This is a genomic window from Treponema zioleckii (assembly GCF_014737315.1).
Classification (GTDB): domain Bacteria; phylum Spirochaetota; class Spirochaetia; order Treponematales; family Treponemataceae; genus Treponema_D; species Treponema_D zioleckii.
Genome location: NZ_JPUF01000013.1, coordinates 39684 through 61713, shown reverse-complemented (window position 1 = coordinate 61713; position 22030 = coordinate 39684). Strand labels below are relative to the sequence as shown.

Genomic DNA, 22030 nt, shown 5'->3' with positions numbered 1-22030 from the left:
AGAGCGTCACTTCCATCGGATACGAGGCGTTCTATGGCTGCTCGGGTCTCACAAGCGTCTCCATCCCGGAGAGCGTCACTTCCATCGGTGCAAGCGCGTTCTATGGCTGCTCGGGTCTCAGAAAAATCACTTTTGAAGGAACGGTAGAACAGTGGAAAAAGATTACGAAAGGTTCCAGCTGGCACTTTTACGTTAGGACAACTAAAGTCACGTGCAGTAACGGGGAGGTGGAGCTGTAGTGGCAATGATTTTCGGAGAGAGAAATTTTATAAGTTATAAATTACGGAGGCTAAATCATGAGTGATAAACTTCTTAGAGATGCAGGCGAATTCAATAAAGCCCGCAAATCAAATATTAAATGCAAAAACTTTTCAATCTGTGGCAACTACATACCTGAGGACTATATAAATGAATGCGACCAATTAAACAATACATACATCTGCCCAGACTGTTTGCACAATCAAGATAAAGAAGAAATGGGTAAAGATTAACACCCTTCGAGGAAAGAGGAAATATTCCCGCATCAAGTGCGGGAATGACAATTTTTTTACAGGTTACGAACAGGTTTAATTTTTAAGGAGGAGCATTTATGAAAAAGAAAATAACCGTGAAAATTATAGATAAAGTCGGGGAGGAATGCCCCATTGAATACGATGATAAATGTAGCTTAAACCTTTGTACACCCCTAATAATATCTGGCGTATTTGCTTTACTTGTCGGGATTTTAGTTTTTCTTGCACTCTTTTTTTGTGATTCCAAGATGCATATCTTATTAAAAATTGCATGCGGACTAATTGCTACAATCATTTCATTTGTAATTCCAGCAATAGTTTGTAATCTTTTCGCAAAATTACAACTAATGGAAGAAATTATTAACAAGTCTGAATTCGAACAAAAAGATACAGTCGAACCAATATGCAACGCACTGGCAGAACTGTAATTGAGGAGAAGGCATGAAATATTTTTCAGACTCTGAATATGAAGAAAATCAGATTGAAGAAATGGACACTTTAGAAGGAACTAAAAAAGGTATTAAGGCTGCATACAAAAAAGCTTGTGAATGCCGCGACTTTGAGATTGATTTGTTCTGGAAAAGAGGAACCTATTTTTGGGCATTCATTTTGGCTTCATTTACGGCACACTTCGCTCTTTTTAGTCTTGTTTTTTCCAATTCTGAGGAGAAATCTGCAAACGAAATTTCTTTAAAAGTTATTTGCAACCTGCCAGGCCTAGCACTGTTCGGGCTTGCCGTAACGGCATTTTTTTGCTTTTTCTTTTCGTACCTATGGGTTCTCGTACAGAAAGGCTCAAAATTCTGGCAGACGAACTGGGAACGACATATAGACAATCTCGAAGAATATGTTACAGGCAAACTTTTTGACTGCATTATGAACGGCAAAAATCCAAAGAAATGTTCACCAAACCCACTCTCCTTCAAACCATACCGATATTCAGTCAGCAGAATCTCACAACTCTCCGCTATAGTACTCATGGTCACATCGGGTTCTATATTCTTGTTTTATATTTTTCTTATTTTTGCAAAATCACTCAAAATTCACGAGCTTTACGAAAAAATTCCAAATACGTTAAAAAACTTACTGTGCAAAAACAATCTCTATGCCGCTACTTCAATATTGCTACTAACAGCCTGCATTCTAGTCATCGTTTGTACAACAAAACATCTCGTCAAAACTCAAAAACATAAAATCGGCGACAAAAAAGCAGACTGGTACATTCCGTAAGGGGTACACAATACAAACTTTTTCGAAAAATCGTTCATAACAACAGGGAGTATATCATGCCTATAAAAAGAGATGAAAATTATATAACAGACAAAGTTTTAGTTCCTTTATATAACAAATCAGAAGAATTTAGAAAGTTTATCTCCAATAAATTCGGAAATACTGTTGCTTTTGGAGACAGGCTTAGAACCACTTGCGATGAAAGAAATGATGACGATGGAAACCCAGATGCAAAAACTACAGACGAAAAACTTTTTATCGAAGTTAAAATAAATAATAACGCAAAACTAACAAAAAATGAACGGGAAGGAGGTAAGTACGAACAGTGGCTTTGCGAAAAAACAAACCACTATCTTTTATACATAGTAAATGACGATTTTGACATGGAAGATGCCGTTAAACATAAAAGGGTAAAAAAAATTTGTTGGAAAGAGATTTATGATTTCATTGAAAACTTTGACAACACCGCTCCAGAATTAAAAATCCTCAAAGACTCCGTAGAAGGACTTGCAGAAAAAATTCCAATGGATACAGAAACAGCCCAAAAAGAATTCCTCAAGTTCATAAATAATTTCAATATAAAACTTATAGAAGAAGATTCTAAATACTCTCCACTAAAAATCTCAAAAATGGGTGTTTATGAAGAAATCGATTTTTGGTTTACACTGGAAAACAACAATCATTTTTCAGGCTTAGATTTAGTGACAGGTAGCGAGGATTTAATATACATCTCTTTTCAAGTTAAAGATAAAAAAATCGAAAAAGAATTGGATGCTATAAATGAACTCGGTACCCCCGGCGATAACAGAAATACTGACAGTGGAGCATACTATTTCGGAATCTGCAAAACATCTGACTTCCTAAAAAATCAGGAAGGCAGAAAAGAGGAAGAAAATATCAAACTGTTCAAAAAGCAAATTAATAAAGTTTTAAACGTGTTAAATAACTAGGATTTATTGAACTTTATTTAAAGCAGGGAACAAAATGAACGACTTACAAATATGCAACGAAAACGGCGAACTCATAAACATGCAAATTGATGCCTGCAACACGGCGGTTGATTTTTTTGACGCAATCTCAAAAAAAGGGCCCCGCGAATTTATTACGCAAATGGGAAAACTGAATCTAAAAGCCAAAGAAATTCAGCTAAAAGAAGATACTTTACGACAGCAGTATTCAATTGCAGAACTAAAAGAAAACAACAAATACCGCCTGGCAACGCTCAATCTTAGGAATACGGAGATTGAAGCACAGAACAAAGTTGATTTGGCGAAGATAAATGCCGTTTCCGAATACAAAAAAGCAGAATTTGCTTACAAAACAGAAACTGAAATTGCCTCAATCAGAGCTGCCACGCAAATCGAAAAAGCAAAAATTCAGGCACTTTCTGAACTCAAGCAAGCCGAAATTGCAACTCAAAAAGAAATTCGACTTGAAGAGCTGGAAAACGAGCGATTCAAAGTCAAAGAGCAGTCAAAATGCCTGCAGCAGTTAATGGCGAACGTAAAAGACGCTTATGACAGAAAAATCGACTTCTATGAAGCACAGTTAAAATTCTGCATGGATTTTTTTAATCCTCAGATACAGTCACTCGACCAAAAAATTGCAACTTTAACGGAACAGTACAACAAGAATTTTGAAAACCAAGAAGCACACATGCTTGTGCATAGGCAACTAAGACGTCTGGAACGTGCAAGACGCGACATAAACGACAAAGTTGAAAACATTGTGTCGAATTTAACAAATGCTTCGAAAATCGCAAAACTTGAATTTGGTGGTTCGGTAAGCGGATTTTTGGAATAAGGATAAAATATGGGTAATGAAATTTCTACAAAAAATAACGATATAGTTCAGAATTTTTCAGAAGAAACTTTTACAGTTCAAGAAATCGCACAAAAAATAATAGATGCCCCTAAAAAATATCTGAATGAATTAGAATGTGGTATTCCGCAAATAGCACCAAAGAAAACTTATTATAGAAAACTGCACTTCCGTCGTACTGTGAATAAAAAAACAACAGTTTTCAAAGGACAAAAACTTGGCGATTACTACTATTACGAGTACTGCGAACACTATCTTGACAATATCGAATCTAGTCACGACGGCTTTTTTATACCTGATTTAACAAAATTTACCGACAGTACTCGCGACTTACCAGTAGAGTTTGGAAGAATATATCTTCCTGAATTTCCATTTTATAAAAAACACAAGCAGGAAATAGAAGCGGAAGTTCAGCGGATAAAGGATAAAATTCAAAAAGAACAACAAGATTGCATCGAAGACCTAGATGATCTTTTAAAAGAACTGGATAAATATGTTCTCGCAAATCAGACCATAGCAATCGAAACTCTTCAGGAAATACATAACGACTTAAAGATTTTGTACAACAAAAAAAGTGATTTCTTCTATTACGAAGATACAATAGAAGTTTTAGCTTCACATTTTGAAAATACTTATAAAGAAGCCAAGAAAAATCCAAACCTCACGGATATAATCGAAAACAGAATGCTTTCAATTTTGAAAACTGCGTATTTAATTCTTGATTATTATTATTTGGATTTTGGAGACGAGCCCGACAGAAAAAATGCGGATGAAAGACTTGCTAAAATCAAGGCAGAAGGTGACAAAATAAGATTTGAAGTTATATGTAATGAAAATGCAAGAAGTCTTGATGAAGCAGTCGCAAAAGTGCAAGAAAAATTCTCAAAGGAAAAACAACTTGATTTTGAGCAATTAAAAACAATTGAAGATTTGGCGAACTATTTTTCGTCCCAAAAAGACAGAATAACGCAGAAAAAATCTCTTGAACCAAACAAAGTCATTTTCGAATCCATTTGGAAAGAATATTCAAAACTTGATGATAAATCATTATCGGCGGAGGAATCCCTAAAAAGGATTTTAAAAGCTTTTTATAATTTTTTTGAAAAATCCGAAGAAGAAATAAACGATATTTTTACACTGCAAGAAAACGAAGAAAATACAAAATCCCTTACTTCAAAAATTCATGAACTTGAAATTCTTGTGGAAAATCGTGAGCAAATAAAAATTGAAATTTTGCAGAATATCGAGGATTTATTGAATGAACTTGCTAAGCAAAAAGATATGATTCAAGATAAATCTGAACTCGAAAATGGAAGTGTCCATTTTGATGCAATTTTTAAAGACTGCAAAAAGAGAAAAGATTTTTCTAATAGCTCAAAACTCCGAATGCAAGAAATTACAAATAAATTTTCTGAAATTCTACCGCAAAAACAGAAAGGATTTTTTGCGAAGTTTTTTGGAAACTAAAATCACGCACAAGTGCTGCAAAATGGAGAAAAGCGTGCTTCGACTACGCAGTCGAACAAATCTTACGTTTCAGCAGCGAGTTACTGCAATGCAAAGATTAGGGCTTATTATGAAAAGTTATAAGGAGTTCATTTATGTCTAACCTAAAACTAATTCACGGCAGCTGTGCCGATCAAACTGTAGATGCAGTAGTAAATGCCGCAAACTCAGGTCTGTGGGAAGGCGGCGGAATCTGCGGTGTTATTTTTAGCAAATGCGGTTCAAAAGAATTGGAGAAAGCTTGTTCTGAAATTGCAACACCTGTAAAAGACGGGAACGCTGTGATTACACCTGCTTTTAATATGAAAAATGCAAAGTTCATTATTCATGCAGTTGGCCCGGATTTCAGTCAAACGCCAAATGCCTTTCTTGAACTGTTCAATGCGTATTACAATTCTCTTGTTTTATTGAAAGACAATAATTTGCACAGCATATCTTTTCCGCTAATCAGTTCAGGGATTTTCGCAGGAAACCTTCCGCATCCGGCTGAAGAATCAGCAAAACAGTGCAGTCGGGCTTATAAAAAATTCATACAAGACTATCCAGATTATGATATAGAAGTTCTGCTTTGTGCTTATGCTTCTAAAGAATATAACGATGCAAAAACTGTTTTTGATTTACGGCAGAATATCTAAAAAAATGCTTTAATTCTATTACAACCGGAAAATCTTCCATCATTCCACGAATCGTGTACTGTCATTCCACGAACCTTCAGCTGTCAGTACACGAAATATCAGCAGTCATACCACGACTCATCAGCTGTAATACCACGATTCATCAGCTGTAATACCACGATTCATCAGCTGTCATCCCACGATTTATCAGCTGTCATCCCACGAAACGTGTACTGGCATTCCACACAAATTTTCATATTATCTCACGAATATTTTAGTCAGCCCAAACTTCGACTTTTTTTATTTTCTATTGAAAAAAGGTCATTTTGCAGATGATTTTTTTAAGCCTCCTGTAGAGTTTGGAAGAATATATCTTCCCGACTTTAACACCCTTTTTGCAAAGCTTTATGCATTGGGAAAAGGCGATGAAGTTCAGAAGGCAACGAATGACCGCGAGTACCTCAAAAAGCTGATGGACGAATATCAGAAATAATGCGGAATGTGAATAAAACAAACTGGATTTGTTCGCGACCAACGCCGCTCACATACAAATTCGTTTCTTTCTCCGCCCCACCAAAATACGCGCACTCTCAAAACATCTCCTTTGCTTGAAAACTATCAATTTCGGAAATACAGCAAAAACCATCGGACGAATTTAAAAAACATACGGAGTTTAAAAAAATTCTCCGTATGTTTTCAGACAAAACACGCCGAGAATTTCCGAAATAAATTCCAGAACCTTGTTTTTCCGCTATATTCAGCGTATATTTACAGTATGGGAGAGAAAGACACAATCCAAAAGACGCTGGAATCTTACAACGATGTTTTTGCCGATATTGTGAACGTTCTGCTTTTCAACGGTGAGCGTGTCATCACAGAAGATTCACTCACCGACGCGCAGCCGTTCTCGATGTACAAGATGGACGGCGACGTGCGGAACCAAGACAGGGACGTTGCGAAATACTGGCAGAATAATGAATGCATCAGAATCGGCTTTTACGGAATCGAAAACCAGAGCGTGCCGGACAAGGATATGGCACTGCGGCTTTTCGGTTATGACGGAGCGGCTTACAGGGCACAACTCTCGGAGAAAAAGCAGACAGAGCGTTACCCGGTCGTGTCGCTCGTGCTTTATTTCGGGACGGAGCAACGGTGGTCGGCAAAGAGAAACCTAAAAGACAGGCTCAAGATAAACGAGAAACTCTCTCCATTCGTGAATGACTACAAACTGAACCTGTTCGAACTTGCGTGGCTCACCGACGAGCAGATAGCGATGTTCAAAAGCGACTTTCACGAGGTCGTCGAGTATCTGAGGGCAAAGCGGCTTCATATCCGATACGAAGGCTCGCAGAACCAGCTCGACCATATCGAAGAGATTCTGGAACTTTTCCGCGTGATGACCGGCGACAATTCGTTCCACGACATTCAGGAAGAGATTTTAACCGAAGCCAAGAAAACAACGGGAGGCGTAAATATGTGTGAAGTAATACAGGCGATAAAAACTGAAGGCCGAGCAGAAGGCAGAAAAGAGGCTATGGACAAGATTCTTTCTCTTTTTGCAAAGCTTTATGCATTGGGAAAAGGCGATGAAGTTCAGAAGGCAACGAATGACCGCGAGTACCTCAAAAAGCTGATGGACGAATATCAGAAATAATGCGGAATGTGAATAAAACAAACTGGATTTGTTCGCGACTAACGCCGCTCACATACAAAAAGTGAAGACCGTTAGGTCTGAACAAATTCGTTTCTTTCTCCGCCCCACCAAAATACGCGCACTCTCAAAACATCTCCTCCGCCGAGACAATGCAAATTTCATTTTCTTCTGCAAATTGCCTCGCCTCTTTCGTGTAACCGCCCCAAGAAAAATACCAAATTTTTTTGCTGACCAGAATGCGGAATATCCTTCATCGCCAAAAGAGCCTGCTCCCAGCTTGAAAACTCCGTAATGTACTGACTCTGAGGCAGATTGAACGAAAGAATCTTCCGGCTGAAATTCCTTAGCTGATTCCTGTCATCTGTTTGCGTACAAGTAAAAAACACAGGATTCTTGTCCAAACAAAAGTGCGAGATTGTCTCGGTTTTCCCAATGCGCCGGCGACCATAAACAATCACAAGCTCACCTCGCCTAGATTCATATTTTTCCTGCAAAAACGAAAGCTCGTCTTCCCTTCCAATAAATTTCATCATAAAGACACCATATCTGTCAAATCTAGATTTGTCAAATCGTAATTTGTCATTTTTTCTACCCGCGCCTGTCCGTGTTTATCTGCGTCAGCAATCTTAAAGTCCCCTCACCGCGCGTTCGGGGACCAGCCCCTGTCCACCCGCAGGAGCACGCCGTTCAGGTCTGGGTTCTCCAGCAGGAACATTCCGCTTTCGGCAACGGAGGCGGAACTTACAAGCGTTCCGAGAGGCATTTTTTTTGCGAGGAGAGCATCGGTCGCCGCCGTGTACTCGGTCTTGGTAAAGCCCGGCAAAAGCGCGTTGCAGGTAATGCCAGAATCAGCGTAAAAAGCGGCGGTGGACTGCACCAGAATGCCAACACCGCACTTTGCCCCTGCATAAGCTGCATTCGTCCTGTATTCCGTGCGGTGGTCGGTTCCCGTGCCGCCAAAAAGCAAAATCCGTCCCCAGTTTTTTTGGCGCATATTTTTTAGCGCAGCAGAAACAAAAACTCCGGGAAGCGCGTAATCCAAAAGCGAGACCGTCTGCCAGTCGGCAAAAGTCATCTCGTCAAGGGATTTCTGAACGAAAGGTCCGTAGCACACACAAAGAATGTCGCAGGACTCAGCTTTTTTTATCAAAACCGAATTCTCCAAATCTTCAAAATGATGATTTTTAAAATCATATTCAATCAATTCAATTTTCTTTTCCAATTCTGATTCAGCAGGCAATCCAAAAATTTGGGCAGGATTTTTTTTATGCGCACCGTGCACACAAACCTCAGCCCCACGAAAAAGAAGCCTTTTGGCAATTTCAAGCCCAATTCCGCCCGTGCCGCCAATAACGAGGGCTTTTTTACCTTCAAAAATTTTATTCATATTCAGATTGTAGCGAAAACTTCGTAAAAGAAGTAGATTTTAGGAATGAACTTAAAGAACATTGTAATCGTACTCGTAAACCCGGACGAGAGCCGAAACGTGGGTGCAGTTTGCCGGGCTATGGCGAACAACGGAATCACGACTTTGAGAATCGTGGGCAAAAAAGAAAAATTCGATGAGGAACGCGTAAGAATTCTTGCGATTCACGCGGCATACATTTGGGAAAACACACAATTTTTTGATTCAATCACAGAGGCAACGAAAGACTGCGTGCTTTGCGCGGGAACGACCAGGCGACGCGGAAAAAAACGCGGAAAACTTGTTCTGCCGGAAGAATTCAGCGCGCTCGCCGCAAAAACAACTGGCGACGGAGAGGCAAAAGTTGCAGCCGTGTTCGGGAATGAGCGCACGGGTCTTACCGAAGAAGAAATAGACGAATGCACTTTGGGCGTTAAAATTCCTTCGGACGACGTTTTTCCATCGCTAAATCTCTCGCACGCGGTGCAGATTATCGCTTACCAGTGCTTTAGGGAAAGCCAGTCAATCTCAAAAGGCTGGACTCCAGTTTCCCTCGCCCGCCTCGAAAAGACTGTCACAAACATTGCGGACGACCTTCAAAAAATCGGATTTTTTAAATTGAACGGCAGACCCGACATGGAAAAATTTTGGAGGGACGTACTTTCACGAGCAAACCTTAGCGAAAGCGAAGCCGCCTACATCGAAAAGACTTTCGACAAAGCGGCCGGGCTGGCATCAAAATCAAGCAATTCATAACTACATTCATTGCGTTTTCGGCAAGCTCAACCACCACAATGCCAAAAAAACGGTGGTTGAGTAGCGAAGCGTATCGAAACCACAACCACCGCATACGCTTAACACCAGACGCTGAGCGGAGTCGAAGCGCAATTTTCAATTTTCAGTCTGACTATTCTCGGATGCCTGACCCGGCTCCGTAGCAGCAACCTCTTTGACTGCATCGCTTCGCTTTGAAGACCTAAAAAGCCGATACCACAGGAGCAGAAACTTGTAACGCATGTACGGAAGAATCAGTAAAAGCTTGAACGGGTTATGAAGAACCTCATTCCAGATTTCTAACCCGCGGTCAAAAGTCTTTTTGCTAACCCGCTTTACGCGCGAAGAAAAAATTCCAAGGCTGTCCCGGTAATACAAGAACGTGCTGGTCTTAAAATTCTCGCGTCGGCGGTAAAACCACAGATTTTTGTCCTTGATTCCGTCCGCATAAAGAACCACCGTAGGAGCCGCCTTAAAAATCGCAGAAATAACGTCCTTTTCAACACTTTTTGGGTAATAGCCCACGTAACGACCGACAATCTTCATATTCGAAAAAGTCGCGTGAACATTTCGTTCAGCCTGCATCAAAGTCTTTTTGCGGCTTCCAAGAAGATAAAGGCTCTTGTACTGTTCATCAAGGCAGTTCAAAAGTTCTATCGTCGCCTCAAAAGGATTGTATCGAACAGGAACCGGAAGTTTAAGGAATTTTGCACCTTTCAAAATGCTTTTTGACACAGGAAGAATCAAATCCGCATTCCGAAGACAAAGCTTAAAATCACTTCGTTTCCTGCGGGCTTTTAGCAAATCCCAAACTGTAAGAAAAACAATCTGCCTTGTGCCGGGCTTAGCAATTATTTTTGAAATTTCAGATTTTAAATCTTCTGGTTTACAAATATCAACCGGAACACCAAGCAACTCAATTCTAGTAACAGACATTTTTAATTCTCCATACAATTTCGAAGAAATACACTCAAAACGCTAAAAGCAAATCATGCTCTGGACAGACGCAATTCCATAAAGGGCAGCCGTTTCGCAACGAAGAATATTCGTCTCAAAATGAATCGGAACAAAGCCCGCTTTCATCATCAAATCAATCTCCGCAGGGCTAATTCCGCCTTCGGCCCCGCAAACAAGCGCACATTTTTTTATCTGCCCCGCCCCAAACGGTTCAAGAGCTTTTTTTAGCGTTACAGTTTTATCACTTCGCTCATACAAAACGCAAGCGAATTTTTCGATTTTCTCGATTTTTTCTATTTTCTCGATTTTTTCTATTTTCTCATCTTTTTTTTGTGAATCCGAATTTTCGTCAAGATTCCACATATCGCAAAGCTGGCGCACGGTAACGCAATCAAGGATTTTGGTATCCACCGCAGAACCGCTCTGCTGCCGTGCCTCGCGAACAATCCGCTCAAGACGCTCGCCCCTAAAGTTCATTTTTTCGGCCCCGCTCTGAGAGAATTCCGAAAGTACAGGAACTATTTTTGAAACACCGCACTCAGTCGCCTGCCGCACAATCAAATCGAACTTTGAGCTTTTCGGAACGAACATAAAAAGCCAGTATTCAACAAGATTTTTTGCATCCGGCTGATTTTCTGAATGCGGAGCAGAAGTGTCGGCGCAAAGTTGCAAGACGATTTTTTTTGCGGACTCGTCAACTTTCGCCACAGTAGAATTCTGCAAGGAACCGTCAGGCAGACGAACGCTCAGCATATCCCCAGGAACGAGACGCAAGACATTACGAAGATACCTGTAATCCTTGCCGATTATCGTGAGAAGCCCGTCCTTGTCAAAATCTTTTTGTGAAATATACTGGCGCATAAATTCGATTTATTTTTTCTTTCCTTTTTTGTCATCTTTCGAAGAATTTCCGTCCTTCGATGAATCTTCAAGAATCGCTTCGTCCTGCAACTGCTTCAGCGTCTTGGTCTTTTTTACGAGCTTGTAAAAATCTTCTTTTTCAAGAATCTTCAAAGCTTCGTTGAGCTGAACGTCGTAATCCAAATCATAGAGCATCGCGCCCTTCAATCGATTGTTCTGATTTCGGACGAGTTTTCTAAGGCTCGCGCTGTCGATGTCAGGATATTTCGCCTTCAGAACATTCGCATACTCGGCAATCTGCTTTTCGCTCATGTTCGGGTGATTTTCAACGTAAGTCTCAATCTCGTTTGACTTTATGAGTTCAAGGGACTGTTTTTCGCCCTCCTCGCTAAGAACCGGGAAGAGAATTTCCCTGTCCGGCGGAATACCGATTTTGTCAATGTTCACGTCGCTCGGAGTGTAGTAGCGGGCCATTGTGAGCTTGATTCCGTCGGTGGAACTCAAAGGCAGAACCTGCTGAACGGAACCTTTTCCGTAAGTGCGCTGACCGACTAGGTAAGCGAGCTTGTAATCCTTGAGCGCGCCCGAAAGAATTTCGGAAGCACTTGCCGAACCTTTGTTTATGAGCACAACAATCGGAGTAGAACTTCCCCATGTCGTCTTCATTTTGCTCGCCTTGAATTCTTGATTTTCGAACGCAAGACGACTCTTTGTAGAAACGATAACGCCGCTGTCAATAAATTTGTTAGCAATATCCGAAACGCTGGTTATAAGTCCGCCCGGATTGTTTCGAAGATCAATAATGAGTCCTGTAGCCTTGTTCTTCTTGAATGAATCCAGAGCTTCCTGCACGCGGGTAACTGTGTTCGGAGTGAACTCAATAAGGCGCATGTAGCCGATTGAGCCAATCATCCCGTATTTTACGACAGGAACTTCGATTACCGCGCGGGTGAGCGTTACAGGGAATTCCATGTTCTTTCCGCGGCGGATTACAATATGAACATCCTCGCCGACCTTTCCGCGGAGCTTGTCCAGAACCTCGTCCATCGTAATCGTAGACGTGTCGATTCCCTCAACAGAAATAATCAAATCGCCCGCAAGGATTCCAGCCTTGTAGCCAGGCGTGTCCTCGATTGGAGAAGCAACCTCAATGTACGCAGGCTTGTCCGGAGTTGACTCGAACGGCTTGGAAATAGAAAGCCCAACGCCGCCGAAAGTTCCCTCGGTAGTGTCTGAAAGGCTTCTGTAGGAACTTTGGTCAAGGTAAACCGTGTAAGGGTCGCCCAAAGACTCCATCATTCCTTTTAACGCTCCCCTGTAAAGAACGGCAGGGTCAACTTCATCAACGTAATTGCTCTGAACGAACTGCAAGAGCCCGCTCAAAAGCTCACCGTACTGTCTCGCGCTATTCTCATTTGTGCTTTTTGCCGGTGACTGCGAGAAACACTGCGATGTGAATATAGTGAGAACTAACAATCCAGAAAGGATTCTAAAAATTCTTCCAATCTCAAACTTCTTTTTCATAATGTTATTTTAACGTTTATAAGATATTTAATTCAATAAAAGTAAAAAAACTTCGTAACATTTTTACAACAGAAATAATAATTGCCCTTCCTCAAAGACACAGATGAACGCAGATGCACACGGATACGACACAGACAAAGTGAAAACCGCGGTGGTTGAGCCTGTCGAAACCACAAACAATCATAACAGTAATTGCCTTTCCTCAAAGACACAGATGAACGCAGATGCACACGGATACGACACAGATAAAGTGAAAACCACGGTGGTTGAGCCTGTCGAAACCACAAACAACCATAACACTAATTGCCTTTCCTCAAAGACACAGATGAACGCAGATGCACACGGATACGACACAGATAAAGTGTATTAACTTTCTGTTAGTTCATCAAAAAGGCGGGAATTTCCCGCCAAATTTTACTAAAACTCACTGTATTCAGTTACACCAGCCCCTACACCTTTTACAAGAGTATGCTTACAGATAAAGGTTTCATGGTCATAAAATTTTAGTACGATTGTTGTTTCATCAAGAACATCTTTCTCAAAATGGATTTTTCCTTTTGTTGTAGAACCTTCATGCCATTTTATTCCATTTTTATCTCTTGGCTTCATTGAAAAAAGAGATACAGAATATATATTTGAATAATCATCACCAAGTGCCAAGGTAAATTCATATTCAATGGTACGGTCGTTCACAAATTTTACAGATTGCAACTGAGGTGTATCCGAAAGACAAACGCAAGATGCAAGCAAATTTACCAATAATATGAATGATATAAACAAAAAATTTTTTATCTTCGCACATTAAATAACATTTTGTTAAAAAACACAATTTTAATAATCTTAAATTTCAGATTTTTGGGGCGCGAACTTTGACAAAGGCAAGTTTTAGTCTCTAAAATCTCAAACAACATCTTAAAATATGCTTTATCTTATAATATTGTTTTCTTTTCGATTCCCTATAAAAACTAATTTATGTTATACTTTAGAATTATGCAGATTATACCAGTAGCAAGCGGTAAGGGCGGCGTTGGAAAAAGCCTTCTCTCCGCAAACTTAGCGATAGCCCTCGGACAGGCAGGAAAAAAAGTTGTTTTGGCTGATTTGGACTTAGGAGCTTCAAATCTTCACCTTGTAATCGGGCAGAACGCTCCAAAAACAGGAATCGGCACATTTCTCACAGGTGAATCGAGTTTTGAGGAAATCATCGCCCCAACGGACTACGACAACATCAGATTCATTGCCGGCGACTCAGAAATTCCGGGCCTTAGCGCATTGAAGGTGTCGCAAAAAAACAGCCTCATAAAGAATTTTCAGTCTCTCGACGCAGATTATTTAATTATAGACTTGGGAGCAGGAACGCATCTTACGATTCTTGACCTTTTCTTGCTCTCACCTCAAGGAATCATCGTTACGGCCCCAACGGTCACTGCAACGCTCAACGGATACCTTTTCCTAAAGAACGCGGTGTTCAGGCTCATGGCGGCAACGTTCAAAAAAGGAACGAAAGCCCACGAGTATCTTACAAAGCTAAAGAACGACTCCACATCCCTCCAGCGGCTCTACATTCCAAAACTCATCGAAGCGGTCTCTGGAATCGACCCAGTGAGCGCAGACAAATTCAAAGCGCGCCTCAAAAAATTCCGCCCGCGGCTCATTATGAACATGATTGACGAGCCAAAAGACGCGGACAAAGCGCAAAAAATCCGACGCTCGTGCCAGCAGTATCTCGGAATCGATGTTGAGTCTCTCGGCGTAATGTACCGCGACTCAATGCAGGACAGGGCACTTTCTTCAAGACTTCCTGTAACGGTTTACAAACCAAACTCAGTGATTTCTCAGGCAGTTTTCCGCATCGCAGAAAAAATCATGCAGGGCGAGAATTCTTCTTTTGACGAGGACAGTTCGTTCGAACTTGCGGCAGAGGAAGCTACTGACGATTTTGCAGCAAAAATGTCTTACGTTGAAGATTTGCTCGGAACCGGTGCATTGAGCGTAAGCGAGCTTGCCGAGATGATAAAAACTCAGCAATACGAAATTAACCAGCTCAAAAACGAGAATATTTTATTAAAATCAAAAATCCTAAAAGCCGCAGAACAGGGCTTCAAGGTCTGACGCAAGTAAAATAATATTCGGAACTGACTAAAAAACATTGTCATGCTGAACTCGATTCAGCATCTACGCTATATAGTGCATAGATTCCGAATCAACTTCGGAATGACCAGTTATTTAGAATTCAATTTAAAAACTCGTTTAGGGTCAAAAAGGAAGTTTAGATGACGCCTCTTTATATACAATATCCGACATGGATTCATCCAGAAATTTTTCCGAACGTACCGATTTTGGGACTTATCCGCTGGTACGGTCTAATGTACATTCTCGCATTCGGAACGGCTTTTCTCGTTCTGCGAAAACTCTTAAAAGAGGGTGCGCTTGACTACAAACAAAAAGACGGAACGCTCAAAAAAGCCACCGAAGATGATATTTTTAGCTTCATCGCCACGGGAATCGTCTTTCTTTTAATCGGTGCGCGAATTTTTTCCACGCTCGTTTACGACACTTCCGGAATCTACTGGAAAAAGCCCTGGCTCATTTTCTGGCCATTCCAAAACGGAAAGTTCACAGGACTTGCGGGAATGAGCTACCACGGCGGATTCATCGGCGGACTTATCGGCATGGTTTTCTGGTGCTGGAGGCACAAAGCCCCGTACATGAAGTGGATTGACGCAATGGTCACAGCTATTCCGCTCGGATACACTTTCGGTCGCATCGGGAACTTTATGAACGGTGAGCTTTACGGAAGAATCACCACGGCAAAATGGGGAATCATTTTTCCGCACGCCGAAAAGTTTTCTTCATCGCTCGATTGGGTAAAAGCCTACATGGAAAAAATCGGAATGGTCACAACGGACAATCTCGTAAGCCTTCCGCGGCATCCGAGCCAGCTTTACGAAGCGTTCTTCGAAGGTCTTGTGCTTTTCCTGATTATTTGGGCTTTCCACAAAAAAAAGCCGTTCGACGGATTCAGCGGAATGCTCTACACGACGGGCTACGGAATTTTCAGATTCTTTATCGAATACTTCCGCGCACCAGACGCAGATTTGGGATTCAGGAATTCAGACAACCCGATTTACGAATTCAACTCATTCGCCGACATTTCCACCGGGCAGATTCTCTGTTTCCTGATGATTCTCGGAGGAATCGGAGTCGGAATAACGAGCTACATTCTGCACAAAAAAGAACTGCAAAACACCAACGAATAAACAAAAATCAATTCATCGTGTCACCCCGAACTTGTTTCGGGGTCTTTACGGTGGCCGTTCCTGCGACTGGCTCACCGGCCATGCGCAACGAACTTATCGGACAATCCTAGCATAACGAATCCCAAAACAAAGATTCCGAAACAAATTTGGACTGACGGTTAATTATTATTTGTTGTACTGGCGGCATTTTTTCTCTAAAAAAAGCTATTACCTACTATTTTTATAACAAATTTTGAGATTTTAAAGAACAAATTGAATCATTCCGAACTTTTCTTTTAATTTTCCTTACCAAAATGTTGAAAACACTAAAAACTTTTTTATAATAAACAATTATGAATAAAGTTAAGTTTTCTTCTATTTTAATTATCTCAGTAATTTGTTTTTTGGCAACTCTCACAAGTTGTTCTAGAGCAAATCAAAAAGTCAGTTGGAATCCAGACACAGAAAAATTCATTGAGTCTGTCTCACCAATCAGAATCGGACGGCAAAGTCCGATTGCCATAAGCTTCACCGAAGAACCTAAAACAAAAATCGAGAACGCAATTTCGCTCTCGCCAAAACAAAAAGGTGAATGGCAGATTACGGAGCGGGAAGCGGTGTTCATTCCAGAAACTTCTTACCCGGCAGGCGCGGAGCTAGTTCTTTCAGTTGACTGCAAAAAGCTTTTTGGCGCGGATTTTAAGGATAATTATTATCGCCATGAATTTTTGGTAGATTATCCGAATTTTAAAGTAACTTTCAACGACGTAAAACTGGACAAATCTGGTGAAACTTTCTCGGTCACAGGTTCTTTGAACACCGACATTCCAGAAGAACTTTCAGTAATTCAAGAAATCCTTACAGCAAAAGAAAATGGCTCAAAAAAATCTGTTGAATGGAAACAGTCCACCGAAAAAAAAGAATGGACTTTCGTAATTCCGGTGCAGAATTCCGAAAAAGCAAAAAAACTTGAAATTGATTGGAGCGGAAAGCCACTCGGTCTGGACAACGTTCAGAACAAGATACTAAAAGGAAGCAAAACACTTAACTTTCCAAAAAAAGACGATTTTGAAATCATCGACATAAACACGAACGACAAAACTGCAATCACCGTAAGTTTCTCAAAAAATCTTGACGAGTCGCAGGACATTTCTTCATTCATCTCTCTCAAAAAAAATGATGCGCTCAAAAACTACAGCAAGTACAATTCGACAATCAGCGGAAACCTACTCACGATTTTTGACGACGCGCAGTGGATTGGCTCAACGGAAGTAGCCTTTGAAGAAGGAATAAAAAGCGCTGACGGCACAACGCTTGCCCGAACAACGGCAATGCCTCTCACCGGCACCTGGGAAAAGCCGTGTATTGAATTTGCAAACGACGGCATAATAATCCCGACAACGGAAAAACCGATTGTAACGGTAAAAACAAAGAACCTTGTAGGTCTTTTGCTTCAGGCATACGCTATTCCTAACAGGAACATAAACCAGTTCCTGCAGGTAAACGAACTTGACGAAGAAAGAGAAATGTACCGCGTAGGCGAGCCGGTCTGGGAGAAAAAAGTTTTCTTTGAGTGGAAAGATTCATACAAAGACACGTTTATCAACCGCGGACTCGACCTTTCTGAGCTGGTAAAAAAATACCCGAACGGAATGTTCCAGATTCGCGTATCGTTCAGACACGACCAGATAATGTACAACTGTACGCGCGGGCATCAGGATTTCAGCAAGATTCCTATGCCGGAAGATAGAATCACAGACACCAACGAATCGCGCGAAAAGAGCTACTGGGATTACTACAACGACATGGACTGGGAGCTAAGACGAACTTTCTGGTACTACGATGACGACCCATGCCATCCGGCTTATTATCTTCCAAACTACAATTCACGCTCACTCATCAAGAGAAACGTCCTCGTTTCGGATTTGGGGCTCATGGCAAAATGCACCGCAACAGGAAAGTATCACGTTACGGTGGCAGACTTGAAGACCGCAAAACCGCTCAAAGATATTAACGTAGAACTTTATTCATTCACAGGAAAAAAACTCGCAAGCTCTAAAACCGACGCAAACGGTTGCGTAAATTTTGATGCGGAAAAATCAGAAAAAGCTTTCGTAATCACCGCACAAGACAAAAATCAGAGTTCATTCCTCAAGATTTCTGACGGAACGCAGCTCAGCACGAGCCATTTTGAAGTTGGTGGTGTAAAAACTGAGAACGGCGTAAAGGGCGCAATTTACGGGGAACGCGGAGTCTGGAGACCTGGAGACGACATTTATCTTACGTTCGTCCTGCAGGACTTGAACTCAACACTTCCAAAAGAGATTCCTGTGCTCTTTACGTTGCAAGACCCGCTTGGCAGAGTCACAGACACACAGACATTCACAAAATCAGAAAACGGCTTCTACGCAATCAAAACGCAAACTCAAAAAGAGGCCGGAACAGGAAACTGGGTAGCAAAAGTAAAAATCGGCGGAAAACAGTGGACAAAAGAACTCAAAGTCGAAGAAATAATTCCGAACAGATTGAGCATAAATCTTGAAACGGAAAGGAAAATCCTCAAAACCGATCCAACACTATTTACGATTACCGGAGCATGGCTCCACGGTGCACCAACAGCGAATTACGAAGCAGAAGTTTCTGTTCTCTTTACGACCTTGCCGAACGCCTTCGACAACTTCACCGGATATACATTCTCGAACATGAGCAGAAGCTTAAAGTCAAGCCGCCAGAATGTTTGGAGCGGAAGACTAAACGAAGACTCAAGAGCAGCCTTTAGCGAAAAACTTTGGGCTGGCTCAGACGTTCCTGGAATGCTCAACGCAAACTTTACAACAAAGCTTTACGAACCTTCAGGAGCATTCTCAACAAACTCAAAAACAATAAAATTCTCGCCTTACTCGCGTTACGTCGGACTCAAACTACCAAAGGGCGATGCAGCGCGAAACATGCTGCTTACCGATGTAGACCACAAAGCCGACATTCTTCTCGTAGATGCGGAGGGAAATGAAATTCCATCTGCCGAAGTAAAATGGAAGATGTACAAACTTAACTGGAAGTGGTGGTGGGAAAAGGATGCTTATTCCGAAGCCACATACGTTTCTTCACGATACTCAAGCCTCATTGACGATGGGAAAGCCAGCATTCAGTCTGGACGGGGCTCTTTCACATTCAAAGTAAAATATCCTGACTGGGGACGATATCTTATTGAAGTAAATGACGAAGAAGGCCACAGCGCGGCACAAATTGTTTACATTGACTGGCCGGGCTGGGCAGGACGCGCCCAAGAAAACGGCTCCAGCAGCGCGGCAATGGTTCCTCTCGTAACTGACAAAAAACAGTACACGACCGGCGAAGTCGCAAAAATATCATTCAACGCGAACAAGAACGCCCAGGCTCTCATAACAATTGAAAAATCGGGCGAAGTTCTCAAACAGGAATGGGTTCCGACAAATGAAGGCACAACTACATATCAGCTTTCGTTGACCGAGGATATGGCACCGAACATTTATGCACACGTAACTCTTCTCCAGCCTCACGGCCAAAAAGAAAACAGCCTTCCTATCAGGCTTTACGGTGTAGTGCCAGTCTTAGTGGACAATCCGAACACAAAACTCACGCCAGTAATCACGACGAGCAAAACGTTCAATCCGAACCAGCAGGCTACAATCTCCGTTTCTGAGCAAAATGGCAAAGAAATGACTTACACGCTCGCAGTCGTTGACGAAGGTCTTCTCGGAATCACGAACTTCCACAGTATCAATCTAAGAAACGAGTTCTACAAAAAAGAAGCATCTCTCCTCAAAAACTGGGATTTATACAAATACGTAACGAATTCCTTCAGCGGAAAACTCGAAACCCTGCTTGCAATCGGAGGTTCAGATTCTTCTGGCGATGACGCAAAGAATAATGACAACCGATTCAAACCGGTCGTTCAGTTCTTCGGTCCGTTCACAATCAAAGCTGGCGAAAAGAAAGCTACAAAATTCACAATGCCTGAATACATCGGTGCGGTTCGCATAATGGTAATCGCAGGAAATAAAGGCGCATACGGAACTACCGAAAAAACTGTGCCTGTAAAATCAGACTTGATGATTCAGAACACGCTTCCTCGAACACTGGGAACAAACGAAATCATTCAAGTTCCAGTAACTGTATTCAACAATCTTGAAAAAGAGATTAACGCAACAGTACGCTTTAAGGTAACGGGCGCAATCGAAGATTCAGATTTGCAGACAGTAACGCTAGCCAAGAACGAAAACAAGACGATTCTCTTCCAGGTAAAAACCAAAACGGAGGGCATCGCAAGATTCGAAAGCTCGATTTCAGCAGATTCAAGTTCCGCTAAGGCCGCAGATTCAGTCGAAGTAAAATCACGAGGATTCCCGGTCACTTACAGAACAGAATTCTCCGTAAAACCTGGCGCAACAGAAAAAATAAAAGTCAGCTCACCAACAGAAAAGTCAACCACAACACTTTTCGCCGAGATTTCGACCTATCCTCAGCTTTCGCTTGAAAGCCGACTCGAATATCTCACGGGCTATCCACACGGATGCATTGAGCAGATTACAAGCGGTGGATTCCCGCAGATTTACCTTCCAGAGTACCTAAAACTCTCGAAAGAACAAGTCGAAAAAATCAAAGGCAACGTAAACTCAGTTATTCAGCGTTACCCGAATTATCAAACTCCAAGCGGAACATTCGGATATTGGCAGGGCGAACAGCAGACCAGCGAATGGGGAACCTGCTACGCAACGCACTTTATGCTCGAAGCAAAGAATCACGGTTACGCAGTCCCAGACGAACTGCTCACTCCAGCCTTGAAACATCTTGCCAAGGCTTCAACAGATTGGACCCGCTCAAATTCAACGAGCGCCGCAACTCAGGCTTACAGACTCTTTGTACTCTCATTGGGCGACAGACCTAACCTCGGAGCTATGAACCGACTTCTCCTCGAAGACGACTTGTCTGGCGAAACTGCCCTCCTTCTTGCGGCAAGCTACGCACAGTCAGGACGCGCACAATCGGCAACAGACATTCTTAAAAAATACAAGTTTAAGAACTCAGACTCAAGGTCAACGGGAGGCGATTTTAGCTCGTCACTCCGCGAACAGGCCGTAACGCTCATAACTTACAACCTTTCAGGAATGCGAAACGAAGCGGACCGCGCCGCAAAGAAAATCGCCGAAACGCTCAGTTCCGACAGATGGCTCAGCACGCAAGAAACAGCTTGGTCGCTCTTTGCACTTATCCCGATTTACAGCAAACAGGCTGAAATTCCAGCGGAGTACGAAATCACGAGCAACGGCAAGTCCGTCAAAAACAAGATTTCAGGCGGAGCCATAATCGAACAACTCGTGGCAGCCGACAGCGCAACTCAGGAAGTCCAAGTGACAAACAAAGGCACAAAGACAATTTTCGGCGTTCTTACCACAAAGGGAATGTCTAAAGCGGGAACTGAAACGGCACAGAATTCTGGACTCCAAATGACAGTCTCTGGCCTGAACTGGGTTACAGATAAAGCACAGGGCTCGCCAGTAGACATTTCGGTTCAGATTACAAACACTTCAGAAAAAAATCTTGAAAACCTCGCACTCACAGTGCCAGTACCAACAGGCTTTGAATTCACAAACGAACGACTCGCTTCTGGCACAACAAGCAGCGCATACAGGTATCAAGACATTAGGGACGAGGCAATTTACACTTACTTTGACCTAAAACGAGGCGAAACCGTAACGTTTACATTCAACGCAACACTCGCTTACCCAGGAAATTACATAATTCCGGCAATTCACGTTGAAGCAATGTACGACAACGAGATTTCCGCAATTTCTCCTGGACGAGAAGTGAACTTTTTGAAGTAATAACCTTTTAAAAATCGGGCACAGAACTGAGTAAAATCAAAAAAAACTCGGCTCGCCCGATTTTTAATT

Annotated in this window: 21 protein-coding genes; 15 read left to right on the top strand and 6 right to left on the bottom strand. The window is 41.9% G+C overall.

Annotated features, from left to right (window positions below; genetic code table 11):
• From JI65_RS05255 to JI65_RS05210, 10 genes are all read left to right on the top strand, one after another.
• Positions 1-239: leucine-rich repeat protein (locus JI65_RS05255; protein ID WP_191014336.1), on the top strand; the 239-nt coding region annotated here is incomplete at its 5' end.
• A 57-nt stretch (positions 240-296) separates the two neighbouring features.
• Positions 297-491 carry a hypothetical protein gene (locus JI65_RS05250; RefSeq protein ID WP_191014335.1) on the top strand — a complete coding sequence of 65 codons (195 nt, stop codon included), beginning with the start codon at positions 297-299 and terminating at the stop codon, positions 489-491.
• A 98-nt stretch (positions 492-589) separates the two neighbouring features.
• Positions 590-940, top strand: a complete 351-nt coding sequence (locus tag JI65_RS05245; RefSeq protein WP_191014334.1) for a hypothetical protein — start codon at positions 590-592, stop codon at positions 938-940.
• A 13-nt stretch (positions 941-953) separates the two neighbouring features.
• Positions 954-1742 carry a RipA family octameric membrane protein gene (locus JI65_RS05240; protein WP_191014333.1) on the top strand — a complete coding sequence of 263 codons (789 nt, stop codon included), beginning with the start codon at positions 954-956 and terminating at the stop codon, positions 1740-1742.
• A 56-nt stretch (positions 1743-1798) separates the two neighbouring features.
• Positions 1799-2692 (top strand): hypothetical protein, encoded by an 894-nt coding sequence (locus JI65_RS05235; RefSeq protein WP_191014332.1) that lies wholly within the window; start codon positions 1799-1801, stop codon positions 2690-2692.
• Between the two features lie 34 nt (positions 2693-2726).
• The gene (locus tag JI65_RS05230; protein WP_191014331.1) at positions 2727-3545 is read left to right on the top strand and encodes a hypothetical protein; all 819 of its coding nucleotides are present in this window, start codon (positions 2727-2729) and stop codon (positions 3543-3545) included.
• Positions 3546-3554: 9 nt separating this feature from the next.
• Positions 3555-5030 carry a hypothetical protein gene (locus JI65_RS05225; RefSeq protein WP_191014330.1) on the top strand — a complete coding sequence of 492 codons (1476 nt, stop codon included), beginning with the start codon at positions 3555-3557 and terminating at the stop codon, positions 5028-5030.
• Positions 5031-5164: 134 nt separating this feature from the next.
• Entirely contained in the window at positions 5165-5704 is a 540-nt protein-coding gene (locus JI65_RS05220; RefSeq protein WP_191014329.1) for a macro domain-containing protein, read from the top strand.
• A gap of 289 nt (positions 5705-5993) precedes the next feature.
• Positions 5994-6176, top strand: coding sequence for a hypothetical protein (locus JI65_RS05215; RefSeq protein ID WP_191014328.1), 183 nt, complete (start codon positions 5994-5996; stop codon positions 6174-6176).
• 282 nt (positions 6177-6458) lie between these two features.
• Positions 6459-7337: an Rpn family recombination-promoting nuclease/putative transposase gene (locus tag JI65_RS05210; RefSeq protein ID WP_191014327.1), complete on the top strand. Its 879-nt coding sequence runs from the start codon at positions 6459-6461 to the stop codon at positions 7335-7337.
• Positions 7338-7495: 158 nt separating this feature from the next.
• Here the strand turns inward: JI65_RS05210 and JI65_RS05205 are convergent, their stop codons facing one another.
• Together JI65_RS05205 and JI65_RS05200 are read right to left on the bottom strand one after the other, a co-directional pair.
• Positions 7496-7870 carry an AAA family ATPase gene (locus tag JI65_RS05205; RefSeq protein WP_191014326.1) on the bottom strand — a complete coding sequence of 125 codons (375 nt, stop codon included), beginning with the start codon at positions 7868-7870 and terminating at the stop codon, positions 7496-7498.
• Between the two features lie 104 nt (positions 7871-7974).
• A complete protein-coding gene (locus JI65_RS05200; protein WP_191014325.1) occupies positions 7975-8724 on the bottom strand; it encodes an SDR family NAD(P)-dependent oxidoreductase in 750 nt (249 codons plus the stop codon).
• Between the two features lie 45 nt (positions 8725-8769).
• On the opposite strand from JI65_RS05200, the gene JI65_RS05195 reads away from it, so the two are divergent.
• Positions 8770-9498 (top strand): RNA methyltransferase, encoded by a 729-nt coding sequence (locus JI65_RS05195; protein WP_191014324.1) that lies wholly within the window; start codon positions 8770-8772, stop codon positions 9496-9498.
• Positions 9499-9633: 135 nt separating this feature from the next.
• Here the strand turns inward: JI65_RS05195 and JI65_RS05190 are convergent, their stop codons facing one another.
• The 3 genes from JI65_RS05190 to JI65_RS05180 are packed head-to-tail and all read right to left on the bottom strand — an operon-like array spanning position 9634 to position 12858.
• On the bottom strand, positions 9634-10452 hold the full coding sequence (locus JI65_RS05190; RefSeq protein WP_191014323.1) for a WecB/TagA/CpsF family glycosyltransferase: 819 nt from the start codon (positions 10450-10452) through the stop codon (positions 9634-9636).
• A gap of 42 nt (positions 10453-10494) precedes the next feature.
• On the bottom strand, positions 10495-11334 hold the full coding sequence (locus JI65_RS05185; protein WP_191014322.1) for an RsmE family RNA methyltransferase: 840 nt from the start codon (positions 11332-11334) through the stop codon (positions 10495-10497).
• Positions 11335-11343: 9 nt separating this feature from the next.
• A complete protein-coding gene (locus JI65_RS05180; protein WP_191014321.1) occupies positions 11344-12858 on the bottom strand; it encodes a S41 family peptidase in 1515 nt (504 codons plus the stop codon).
• Between the two features lie 103 nt (positions 12859-12961).
• Here JI65_RS05180 and JI65_RS05175 point away from each other — a divergent pair, with 103 nt between their 5' ends.
• Positions 12962-13228: a hypothetical protein gene (locus JI65_RS05175; protein WP_191014320.1), complete on the top strand. Its 267-nt coding sequence runs from the start codon at positions 12962-12964 to the stop codon at positions 13226-13228.
• Positions 13229-13275: 47 nt separating this feature from the next.
• Here JI65_RS05175 and JI65_RS05170 read toward each other — a convergent pair whose 3' ends face one another.
• On the bottom strand, positions 13276-13569 hold the full coding sequence (locus JI65_RS05170; protein ID WP_191014319.1) for a hypothetical protein: 294 nt from the start codon (positions 13567-13569) through the stop codon (positions 13276-13278).
• 279 nt (positions 13570-13848) lie between these two features.
• On the opposite strand from JI65_RS05170, the gene JI65_RS05165 reads away from it, so the two are divergent.
• The 3 genes from JI65_RS05165 to JI65_RS05155 all read left to right on the top strand — a co-directional run bounded on the left by JI65_RS05165 (position 13849) and on the right by JI65_RS05155 (position 21961).
• Positions 13849-14970: a P-loop NTPase gene (locus JI65_RS05165; protein ID WP_191014318.1), complete on the top strand. Its 1122-nt coding sequence runs from the start codon at positions 13849-13851 to the stop codon at positions 14968-14970.
• Positions 14971-15131: 161 nt separating this feature from the next.
• Positions 15132-16118 (top strand): prolipoprotein diacylglyceryl transferase, encoded by a 987-nt coding sequence (lgt, locus tag JI65_RS05160; protein ID WP_191014317.1) that lies wholly within the window; start codon positions 15132-15134, stop codon positions 16116-16118.
• Between the two features lie 332 nt (positions 16119-16450).
• Positions 16451-21961 carry an alpha-2-macroglobulin family protein gene (locus JI65_RS05155; protein ID WP_191014316.1) on the top strand — a complete coding sequence of 1837 codons (5511 nt, stop codon included), beginning with the start codon at positions 16451-16453 and terminating at the stop codon, positions 21959-21961.
• Positions 21962-22030 lie beyond the last annotated feature (69 nt).

Bases quoted from the DNA above. Each gene is read 5' to 3' on its own strand.
- JI65_RS05245 (WP_191014334.1), top strand. From the start codon at position 590: ATGAAAAAGAAAATAACCGTGAAAATTATAGATAAAGTCGGGGAGGAA.
- JI65_RS05155 (WP_191014316.1), top strand. From the start codon at position 16,451: ATGAATAAAGTTAAGTTTTCTTCTATTTTAATTATCTCAGTAATTTGT.
- JI65_RS05195 (WP_191014324.1), top strand. From the start codon at position 8,770: ATGAACTTAAAGAACATTGTAATCGTACTCGTAAACCCGGACGAGAGC.
- JI65_RS05210 (WP_191014327.1), top strand. From the start codon at position 6,459: ATGGGAGAGAAAGACACAATCCAAAAGACGCTGGAATCTTACAACGAT.
- JI65_RS05225 (WP_191014330.1), top strand. From the start codon at position 3,555: ATGGGTAATGAAATTTCTACAAAAAATAACGATATAGTTCAGAATTTT.
- JI65_RS05205 (WP_191014326.1), bottom strand. From the start codon at position 7,870: ATGATGAAATTTATTGGAAGGGAAGACGAGCTTTCGTTTTTGCAGGAA.
- JI65_RS05235 (WP_191014332.1), top strand. From the start codon at position 1,799: ATGCCTATAAAAAGAGATGAAAATTATATAACAGACAAAGTTTTAGTT.
- JI65_RS05165 (WP_191014318.1), top strand. From the start codon at position 13,849: ATGCAGATTATACCAGTAGCAAGCGGTAAGGGCGGCGTTGGAAAAAGC.
- JI65_RS05240 (WP_191014333.1), top strand. From the start codon at position 954: ATGAAATATTTTTCAGACTCTGAATATGAAGAAAATCAGATTGAAGAA.
- JI65_RS05180 (WP_191014321.1), bottom strand. From the start codon at position 12,858: ATGAAAAAGAAGTTTGAGATTGGAAGAATTTTTAGAATCCTTTCTGGA.
- JI65_RS05200 (WP_191014325.1), bottom strand. From the start codon at position 8,724: ATGAATAAAATTTTTGAAGGTAAAAAAGCCCTCGTTATTGGCGGCACG.
- JI65_RS05185 (WP_191014322.1), bottom strand. From the start codon at position 11,334: ATGCGCCAGTATATTTCACAAAAAGATTTTGACAAGGACGGGCTTCTC.
- JI65_RS05175 (WP_191014320.1), top strand. From the start codon at position 12,962: ATGAACGCAGATGCACACGGATACGACACAGACAAAGTGAAAACCGCG.
- JI65_RS05220 (WP_191014329.1), top strand. From the start codon at position 5,165: ATGTCTAACCTAAAACTAATTCACGGCAGCTGTGCCGATCAAACTGTA.
- JI65_RS05190 (WP_191014323.1), bottom strand. From the start codon at position 10,452: ATGTCTGTTACTAGAATTGAGTTGCTTGGTGTTCCGGTTGATATTTGT.
- lgt (WP_191014317.1), top strand. From the start codon at position 15,132: ATGACGCCTCTTTATATACAATATCCGACATGGATTCATCCAGAAATT.
- JI65_RS05250 (WP_191014335.1), top strand. From the start codon at position 297: ATGAGTGATAAACTTCTTAGAGATGCAGGCGAATTCAATAAAGCCCGC.
- JI65_RS05230 (WP_191014331.1), top strand. From the start codon at position 2,727: ATGAACGACTTACAAATATGCAACGAAAACGGCGAACTCATAAACATG.